Origin of the sequence: Aeromonas sp. QDB25, assembly GCF_027707725.1 — a bacterium.
Lineage (GTDB): Bacteria > Pseudomonadota > Gammaproteobacteria > Enterobacterales > Aeromonadaceae > Aeromonas > Aeromonas caviae.
In genome coordinates this window covers 1-8,401 of sequence record NZ_JAPCIZ010000111.1, presented here as the reverse complement: position 1 = coordinate 8,401, position 8,401 = coordinate 1, and the positions used below count along the sequence as shown (strand labels likewise).

Genomic DNA, 8,401 nt, shown 5'->3' with positions numbered 1-8,401 from the left:
ATAGCCATCGCACTCGCCCTGCTGGGCATGACCTCGGCAACGTCGGCACAGATCTTCGAGATGTCCTACACGGACAGCAACGGGGCCCTGCAGGTCAAGACGCCGACCGCTACCTGGTACAGTGCCAACAGCAATATCGTGGTCACGACGATCGCGGGCCTCGATCGCAAGGTGAAGCTGGAACTGCTCAAGGGCGCTGCCGTGGTGCAGACCGAGACCTCGGGTATCATCACAGTCGCCAACCGGATCACCGCCTCGGGCACGGATTTCTACGGGGTCAAGTTCAACGTCGCCAAGCCCGCGTCGGATGGCAACTATCAGCTGCGCTCGACGGTGTATGACATCCTCGGCAATCAGGTATCGACTAACACCTATACCTTCAACGTAGACACCACGCCGCCCACCGCCAACCCGATGACGGTCAATGCGACGGGATGGGAGCGGGTGAATACTGGCGCGACATGGTTGCTGGGTACCGGTGGGGCAGATACCCCCAACTTCGTACTGCCTAACCTCACGGATCCTTCCGGCATTGTCAGCGGCAGCTTCCTCGTCTTCCGCGAAAACGGCTCCGTTTATAAAAATCTGGATCGTCCTTACGAAACCGCGTCCTCATCGCTGTCCTATCCGATGGCTTCTTCGTTCCCCGCGTCGAACCTGGATGAACTGTTTGGTCTGCAATTCATCGCCACAGATGGCGCGGGCAACATATACAAGTCACCAATCCAGAATGCGCGTTGGGATAACGTGGTCAATGCGCCGGGGGTGTTCGGGGTTTATAACCCCAACTCCAGCAACGTGCTCGGGCCGGGCCTCGACAAGTTTGATCCCTATGTGGCGGGTATGACGGTCTATACCAACCCCGTCAAGCTCGCCTATAGACTCCCCAAGACCAACTTCAAGGACTATGTCCAGTCTGGTATCTACCTCTACAGCGGGGTAGGTGGGGTCGTTAAAGCCGGTGAAGACGCCACCTACGTCTATCTGGTGATGACCTCACCACACAACTTCTCCGACCAAAACTACCTTCGTTGGATTAACTTCGGTAGTTGGGCGGGCGCGGGCGTAGGCTACAACCTGGTGCTCGGGCCGGGCGTACCCAAAGCGCCTGACCTCCCCAACATGGAATACCTCTACAGCGACATCGGCTGGGCCTCTCGCGCCCGTGAGATACAGAACTCAGCGTTGCCAGTCACCATCAGCCAGTGGCGAGCCACGGTCGGGGCAAGGCCCTTTGACCAGAAGGTAAGCCATCTTGCTGGTTGCACCATCCCGGCGGGGCAGACTCAGTGCGGCGCTGCTTGGAACTACACCATTAACAAAGGCACCACTGGCTACTTCCACGATCAAGCCATCGTGAATAGCGCTGATGGCACACTGATTGGCTCACCGGTGTGGGGCGAGATCACTTGGAACGATCAGCACTATCCGACCATTTCCCCTGAGTTTGACAGTGTCACCAAAAAGCTGACTCTCAAGATCGTGCAGCCGGGGCGTGGGGCGTACTTCGACCGTCTGCGTCTGAACGACGCTTGGATTGAGAACAACGGGACGAAGGTCACGCCAACCGGGGGCCTCACCGCCAACCTCGATACCCAATACACCTACGTGTACGACCTCTCCACCCTTGCGGAAGGCCATTACACCCTCAGCGCCGTGGCCCAAGAGCGGCATGGCCCGAAGACCTCGGTCAGTCTGTTCCCCTTCACCTCAGACCGCACCCCGCCCTCGTTGTCCGTCAAGTACCGCGGCGGCACTGTGCCCTCTGCCATCGACACGGTGAAAGATCTGCGCGTGATGCTCAGTGACACGGTGGACAGCAGCCCGATGATCAGCCGCATTACGCTGGTGGGAGGCCCCATCAACGATGCGTTGGACCTCGGGTATTCGAAGCTGGCAGACGGCTGGCAGCCAGAGGTGCCGCGTATGTTCCCGACCCTTGAACCCGGTCAGGAGTACACCCTCAAGGTCGATGCGGTGGACTCGCAAGGCAACAAGACCTCGGTCATCCAGACCTTCTCCCTGAGCCTGCAGAACTTGGCCATAGCCGACCCCGTCAGCGTACTTGCAGTCTCGAAGTCCTTGCTGGACGCCAACGATCAACCACTCGGGATGGTCGTGTTCAAGGGGGCGCTGACGGATGGCGGGTCGCAAAGCCGTGGCCCGCAAGCGGGGTACATCACCCTGCGTACTGATGCCGCATTTGGCGTGATTTTCAACGGTCAGCCGGTTCAACCCGGTGAAACCAAAGACGTGGTGATCCCGCTTGATCCGCAGGGGTCTGCCAAGTTGCCGGTCTGGCCTGCCACATCCGGTGTGACCGGGAAGGCGAACTACATGATTGACATCCCGCAGTTGACGGTGAATTAGGAGACGTAGGTATGGAACATAAGCTAACAAAAATCGCGGCAATTGTGGGGGCTGTTGTCGCCCAACCTACCTTCGCCGCCTCTATGACTGTGACTGGGGAGATCACTTCTCACCAGCCGAAGGTATCTGTCAGTGCGCCTGGCCCGTTCTATGAGGGGGTCAAGGAAGTAAAAGTGATGCTCGCCGCGACTCATGATGGCTGCCGGGTGCTCAACTACAACTCGGCTAACCCACCAGCTGGGACGCTAGGGTGTTACCTGCAGATCAACAACGCCGATCTTCCTGTCGGCATGGTCTTTGACAAGGATGACCCATCGCTCAAGGGGTTCACGGCGCAGAAGGGGGCCAAGTCTGTCCCCTACCAGCTCGTATACCGCAACGGGAGCGCAGAGACCCCCGAGGTGATCACCTCCGGCTTCCTGCCCTTCAACGTGGAGCCGACCGTTCCGCCGGTCATTACCAAGTTCCAGCATCAGTTTGACGAGCCGGGCTGGGTGGATGGCAATGACCCGCTGATCCACAAGCGCCAGAACGCAGGCGCTGTGAAAGTGACGCTCGAAAAGCGTCCGTATGATCAGCGTGTCAATATCGACGGGTTCTCCACTTGCTTGGTCAAGGAGGGTGCGGATAACTGCGTGGCCAGCAACAGCGCCATGACACACGTTCGTGGAACTGATGATGTGGGCGCGAAGCCGATGGCGGTGGACGTCAACTCCACCAACAACTATTTCGTGCCGGTGGTCAACCAGGTCGCCTTGTCTTGGGACTTCCGACCGCCCCAGGTAGGGAAGATTCAACAGGGCAACATGGAGTCCCCGCTGGATACGATTGAAACAGTGAGCGGCACCCAAGATGTGCTCTATAGCACCATCGCTGTGTTGGTTAACTCGGTTCACAATGAGGCCGGTAAAACATGGTGGCAGCCGTCTAACCTGCGTATGGTGTTGACCCCAGACCCGGCAACTCCGCGCAAGGTCATTTTGTCCTACAAGGGCAAGACCTTGCTGAGCCTTGCCAACACCACGCACGACAACACAACCTATTCCGCGAAGCCTGTCGGGCCGTTCAAAGTCACCGGGCCCGCACAGTTCCGTTACGACTTTGACCTGAACACCATCAAGGACGGTGACTTCCTGGCCACGATGGAAGCCTCCGATGGCTACGGTAACACCAGCACCTCCGAAACCGCCCTGCCGTTGCGTCTTGACCGCTATGGTCCACAGGTTGGCGTCTACGACACCGAACTGTCGTTGCTGGGCGAAAACACAGTCCTCTTCTTCCCAGAGCACCTGACCGTCGCAGCGCATAACGGCTACGCCGGTGGCGTCACAGAGGTAACGGCAAAACTGGGTGACGTGACCCTGCCGTTGTCCCCAACGGACACAGAAGGCGTCTTAACGGTCGGAAAAACCGATCTGTCGACGCTGCAGGCTGGAACCGCTTACCCGCTGGTGATTTCCGCCAAGGACAAAGCCGGTCGGGTGACCAGCAAAACCACGATGGTGCAGTACGCGGCTACCGATCTAGTGTTGACCGCGAGCCCGTCCAAACCTGTGCAATTTGTGCAGCGCACCTCGGTTAAGGTTGAGACCTCCGGCTATCACTGCCCAATGACCTTCGACGAAGAACAGGCGCGGATTTCAGCTTCCACCACCGGCTCTATCACCTGCTTTGCCGAATGGGATCTGCCAAGCGGCCTGACCCCTGCGGTGAGCGTGGTGGGTAAGATCAAGCTCGAAGGATTCATTGACGATTCGGACGGGATCGTGGGCTATGACCTCTATGCGATCAGTGCAGAGGGGTACAAGCGCAAGGTTCGCTCTGGCACGGCCGATCTGCAGCCCCAAAAAGCGGCCGAGCCGAAGATCAGCTTTACTGGGCGGCGCAAGCAAGGCGAAGACGGTCTGATGGTTGACATCAATGGTGGCGTCGCCGGTACAGCGCTGGTCTTGTCCTCACCGGGTGATGTGGAGATCGGGGTAAACATCCCAGGTCTGGTGGAAAGCGATTCTACCGTAGCGATGCGGGCCCGTTCGGACGGTCTCTCACGCTTCTCCCAGATCATCAAAGTGCCGAAGGGTGACATCTGGACTGTCTATCCAATGACGGTTACGGCCAAATATGCCCGCACCGATGAGTTCAAGGTGATCAAGGAAGGCAAAATCTACGTTGTGCCGAACAAGCGCATGAAGATAAACCTGACCGGCCTCTCTAATGAAATCGCAGATAACGCACCTACTGAGGTGACGGCCAAGGTTGGTATCTTCGATTCCAAGACGGACCAGATCAACTACATCGCGAAGGAGCATGGCCAGTGGGACATGCGTCTTGTGCAGGAACTCACCACCTTTGAGAAGGGTAAGGGAGCTACCAAGAAGATCATCGAGCTCACGGACAAGGTCCGCACTGATGCCAACGGTGAAGTCAAACTCAACTTTGACCCCTCCAAGACCGTGGGACGCTCTATCACCTACATGATCGTGGGTGACGTTATCTCACCGTTTGAGCATTTCAACCTGAAAATCCAGTCCCGTAAACAGCACCTCATGCTGATTAAGGGGGTGGGTGTTGATGGGAAGCCGGACGTTCTCAGTATCGTTGACCAGGTACCGATGAAGGTCACCGTGCGGGTATCGACGGAAACAGACCAAGATAAGAAGGCGCTGGGTGACATTGAGTGGCAGATCCGTGATGGTGACAGCGGCAGCTGGCGTCCTGCACCCAATGCGTTGAGCAAAGCAGCTTACAGCTTTGAGACCGAAGAGCCGGGTAAATGGCAAGTGCGGGCAGTGCTTCATAACAGGATCACCGGTGTTGAGCAGCCAACCGACATCACCACGATCGTTGCCTACGACAAGCCGGAAATCCAGATTTCGCAGGATAGCGTCGTCTTGAAAGGCCAGCCGGTTAAGCTGACCCTGCAGGGGGCTCGTGGTGCGGATCTCGACCAGGCTATGAACGTGCAGTGGTCGGCCGATGGCAAGAACTGGGAGGATGGAGACATCACAGCCGAGCTGACCCCGGTGGCGGACAGTAAGTACCTCTATGCTCGCGCCGAGTTTGCAGCATCTGACGATGATGCTGACGCCAGCAGCTGGGTCACCACTAAGTTCATGCCCAGAGTCCTCACCCCGCAAGTCATTCGTGCCAGTGTGGAAGGTCCGTCGAAGGCGGAAACCAACAAGCCATTCACGCTCAAGGGCAACTACGAGAACGACTACCTGTTGGTGAAGGATGTGAAGTTTGTGGAGGAGTGGGTGATGCCAGATGGCACCATCGCTACCGGCAACACTGTCTCCTATACCCCGACAGAGGTTGGTACTGACAAGCTCACGTTCCTTTACCGTGTCTGGGTAGATGGCCAAAAAGATCTGACGCTCAAAGAGGTCGATAAAGCGGTGGAAACGTGGACCTATGCGTTCCCGCGCTTCACCTCTGGTCAGCGTCAGGCATTCCGGATGGCCCCCACTCAGATCCATGTGCGTAACACCACCCGTCTGCCTACCTATCCAGGTGTGCAGTACACGGTAACGGTAGAGCCGGATGCTGGCATCAACGAGGTCTCCTTTGACCCGGTGAAGGGCGATTGGGTTGGTAGCGTAGCCGAGCCGGGCCTGCATACCGTCAAGATCACCCTGAGCGATAACCGTGGTAACAGCGAAAGCCATGACCACATGTTCGCCGTGGATGAGGCGGTGCCGATGCAAGTCAAGCTGACGCCTAGCTATAGCAACAAGTTCATGCGGTCCCCGATGAGTGTGAACATGTCCAGTGGCGTGTTGCTGGACCACCCTGATGACGAACTCACGGAGATCAAGTGGGCCATTGATGGTCACGAAGTTGAGATGCCGATGCGTCGTCAGGTCTTTACCGGCATCACCGCTGGTAACCACACCATCACCTTCGATGCCTTGAGTGAGCTGGGACAGCGTGCCCACGTCACCCATGACTTCACCGTTGTGCCTAACACACCGGCGGAGTGCAAGTTGGTCCCGTCCTCGACCACGACCAGCTGGCGCGTCACCATGAACTGCGAAGACCCGGATGGCCGTGTGGTCGCGTACCGTTGGAAGATCAACGGCGAGCTCATCACCAACACCTCCTACGCCATCGCCATGACCAAGGCGTTGAACCCAGGGGTGCTGGACATTGAGGCGGTGGCCGTGGACGACTCGGGTGACGAGAGTAAAGCCAGCATCACCCTCACCGGCGGCTAAGCAGCAAGCCAATCAGCAAACACAAGGCCGGGGGAGACCCCGGCCGGACACAGGTCTGATGGAAGGTGGATGTATGGCAGTAGCAGTCAAAGAAGTGAGCCCGGAGGCAACAGGTGCGGTGGTATCAGGGGAGACCTTGATGAAGCACTTCCATTCCTGCGTGCAGGAGTTTGACGATCATTTCCAAAAAAGTAGGCTGGGTGAGTCGCACCTGCGTTTTCGGGAGATCATCGCACTTGGCGGCGTACATCAGATTTACTGGTTAATGCTAGGAGCGGGGGCCGTCAACGAGGCTAAGGAAGTCGCCACTTGGTGGGAGCAGAATGAGTATCGCCACCGGCAGGGGCGGTGCATCTAGCGCCGACATGGCGTAGGAACAGTGTAGGGCCTGCTGGTGGACACCGGGAGGCCCTTTTTTCATGCAAACAGCCACGGGGTGGCATATCACGAAGAGGGAAGGGGATGGACAAGGGAGCGGTCACAGGTGTGGTAAAAGGCATGGACAAGAAGTTCATGCGCAAGCTGGCGATCTGGGCGGTGGTGCTGGTGGTCGGTGTGACGGTAGGGAAGCTGTATCGCACAACAGTTGAGCAGAGTCTCGGTATGCTTGACCGCGTAAAACTGCTCTGGCCAGACGTCCACGGTCTGGATGCAAAAGACCGCGACCTTATCGCCGCGCTGGCGGTCAGTTGTCAGATAGAGAAGCAGCCAGTTGAAGTGGAGGCGATCAAGGGTTGTCTTCGCCTTGGCGCAAGGAGCACCCTGAGTAAATTGCCGAAAGGGGTCACGCTGGGTGAGGCACAGACCCGACTTGAGGTGCTACTCAAGCAGGCTTACAACCAGGGGCGTTAACTCGCCCCAATACTGCTGACCGCCCTGTGTGTCCGCCAAGGACAACGGAGGTGAGCTGTATCCAGGGAACCTAGTGATTCACTCCGCTCGATGCGTTCCGATGATGCGTTCGGCATGGCCATCGAGAATGTCCCTCAACCACTCGGACACTGTCTTGCCTTCCAGCGCAGCTGCCAACAGGTAGCACTCCTTTTGCTCAGCCGTAACCCTCAGCTCAATGCGATCCGAATGCTTCTCGCTTTCCGGCTTGTAAGGCGGGCCGCGCCGTGGTCTATGCTCGTTCATTCGTGAATTATTACAGGTGTATTTAATATTGCAATCGGGCTCGCTAGTGGCTTTAATGTACGGACAGCAATTGAATGATACGACACATCAGCAAGTAGGAGAAAGGCCGAGATGACACCACAACAACAGGCAAGAGAATGGTTGAGCGGGCCCATTGCGGTGCTTGACGTGGAGTCAACTGGTCTTGAAAGCTGGTCAGAAGTGGTGGAAATCAGTGTTGTCGACGAATTCGGCCAAACGTTGATAGATACCTTGGTAAAGCCTAAACGGAAGATCCCGGCTGATGCCACCGCTATTCATGGCATCAGCAACGCAATGGTGTCGAATGCTCCAACATGGGCTGAAATCCACGATCGCGTGGCGGAAGCCGTTTCCGGCAGGACGGTAATTGTCTACAACCTCGCTTTCGATCGCCGCGTGATGGCGCACACTGCCGCGCTATACGGCTTGCCACCTATTGAGATGCAAGCTGAGTGTGCGATGCTCCTTTATGCCGAGTACGCCGACGAATGGGATGACTATAGAGGCAGCTATCGCTGGCATAAATTGATCAATGCCGCTCGCCGTGAAGGGGTCGTTATCGAGGGTCAGGCGCACCGGGCCTTGGCCGATGTGCAGATGACTCTCGGGGTTATCAAAGCCATGGCCAGCAGCGAAGACTAGGTATCAAACGGGAG

The 8,401-nt window shown here is 57.3% G+C and carries 6 protein-coding genes; 5 read left to right on the top strand and 1 reads right to left on the bottom strand.

The genetic code is table 11. The features are described from left to right. The 4 genes from PG883_RS21620 to PG883_RS21605 all read left to right on the top strand — a co-directional run. Positions 1 to 2,370 (top strand): Ig-like domain-containing protein (locus tag PG883_RS21620; protein ID WP_270808116.1); only part of this gene is annotated, 2,370 nt, incomplete at its 5' end. Between the two features lie 11 nt (positions 2,371 to 2,381). Beyond that, a complete protein-coding gene (locus tag PG883_RS21615) occupies positions 2,382 to 6,587 on the top strand; it encodes a hypothetical protein (protein ID WP_270808114.1) in 4,206 nt (1,401 codons plus the stop codon). 73 nt (positions 6,588 to 6,660) lie between these two features. After that, positions 6,661 to 6,945: a hypothetical protein gene (locus PG883_RS21610; RefSeq protein ID WP_114522848.1), complete on the top strand. Its 285-nt coding sequence runs from the start codon at positions 6,661 to 6,663 to the stop codon at positions 6,943 to 6,945. Between the two features lie 140 nt (positions 6,946 to 7,085). Then, complete coding sequence (locus PG883_RS21605; RefSeq protein ID WP_147273905.1) at positions 7,086 to 7,439, top strand: hypothetical protein; 354 nt, start codon at positions 7,086 to 7,088, stop codon at positions 7,437 to 7,439. Positions 7,440 to 7,517: 78 nt separating this feature from the next. On the opposite strand, the gene PG883_RS23985 is transcribed toward PG883_RS21605, so the two are convergent. Continuing rightward, positions 7,518 to 7,724, bottom strand: coding sequence for a type II toxin -antitoxin system TacA 1-like antitoxin (locus tag PG883_RS23985; RefSeq protein ID WP_114522850.1), 207 nt, complete (start codon positions 7,722 to 7,724; stop codon positions 7,518 to 7,520). A 111-nt stretch (positions 7,725 to 7,835) separates the two neighbouring features. On the opposite strand from PG883_RS23985, the gene PG883_RS21600 reads away from it, so the two are divergent. Continuing rightward, positions 7,836 to 8,387 carry a 3'-5' exonuclease gene (locus PG883_RS21600; protein WP_114522851.1) on the top strand — a complete coding sequence of 184 codons (552 nt, stop codon included), beginning with the start codon at positions 7,836 to 7,838 and terminating at the stop codon, positions 8,385 to 8,387. Positions 8,388 to 8,401: the final 14 nt, after the last annotated feature.

Coding starts and splice junctions, on each gene's coding strand:
- PG883_RS23985 (WP_114522850.1), bottom strand. CDS start 7,724: ATGAACGAGCATAGACCACGGCGCGGCCCGCCTTACAAGCCGGAAAGC.
- PG883_RS21610 (WP_114522848.1), top strand. CDS start 6,661: ATGGCAGTAGCAGTCAAAGAAGTGAGCCCGGAGGCAACAGGTGCGGTG.
- PG883_RS21600 (WP_114522851.1), top strand. CDS start 7,836: ATGACACCACAACAACAGGCAAGAGAATGGTTGAGCGGGCCCATTGCG.
- PG883_RS21605 (WP_147273905.1), top strand. CDS start 7,086: ATGGACAAGAAGTTCATGCGCAAGCTGGCGATCTGGGCGGTGGTGCTG.
- PG883_RS21615 (WP_270808114.1), top strand. CDS start 2,382: ATGGAACATAAGCTAACAAAAATCGCGGCAATTGTGGGGGCTGTTGTC.